The sequence below is a fragment of the Xanthobacter autotrophicus genome, assembly GCF_030015065.1.
GTDB lineage: Bacteria > Pseudomonadota > Alphaproteobacteria > Rhizobiales > Xanthobacteraceae > Xanthobacter > Xanthobacter autotrophicus_D.
Genome location: NZ_JAIVFN010000467.1, coordinates 1 through 425, shown reverse-complemented (window position 1 = coordinate 425; position 425 = coordinate 1). Strand labels below are relative to the sequence as shown.

Sequence of the window (425 nt, the reverse complement as noted above, 5' to 3'; positions counted from 1 at the left end):
CGCACGAACGCCTGGGAGAAGCCGTGTGCGCCTACCTGCACGCGCGCGGCCGCCGGCGACTGGCCGTGATCAGCGGCGACGATGAACGGGCCACGCGGCGGCGGCAGGGGTTTTCAGCGGCGGCGCGCCGGCTGGGCCTGGAGGCTCCGGCGCTGCAGTGGGTGCCGGCGCCCACCTCGCATGCGCAGGGGCGCACCGGGCTCGCCGCGCTGCTGGAAGCCGCGCCGCGCACCGATGCCGTGTTCTGCAGTTCCGACATGCTGGCGCTGGGTGTGCTCACCGAGGCGCGCACCCGGGGCCTCGCCGTGCCCGGCGATCTGGCCGTCGCGGGTTTCGGCGACATCGAGTTCGCCGCCACGCTCGCCCCCAGCCTGACCACCGTGCGCATCGACGGCACGCGCATCGGACAGACGGCGGCCGCGTTC

The 425-nt window shown here is 75.5% G+C and carries 1 protein-coding gene; it reads left to right on the top strand.

Annotated features, from left to right (window positions below):
• Nucleotides 1–23 precede the first annotated feature (23 nt).
• The coding region (locus tag K9U40_RS24070) for a substrate-binding domain-containing protein (RefSeq protein ID WP_282892564.1) at nucleotides 24–425 on the top strand (402 nt) is incomplete at its 3' end.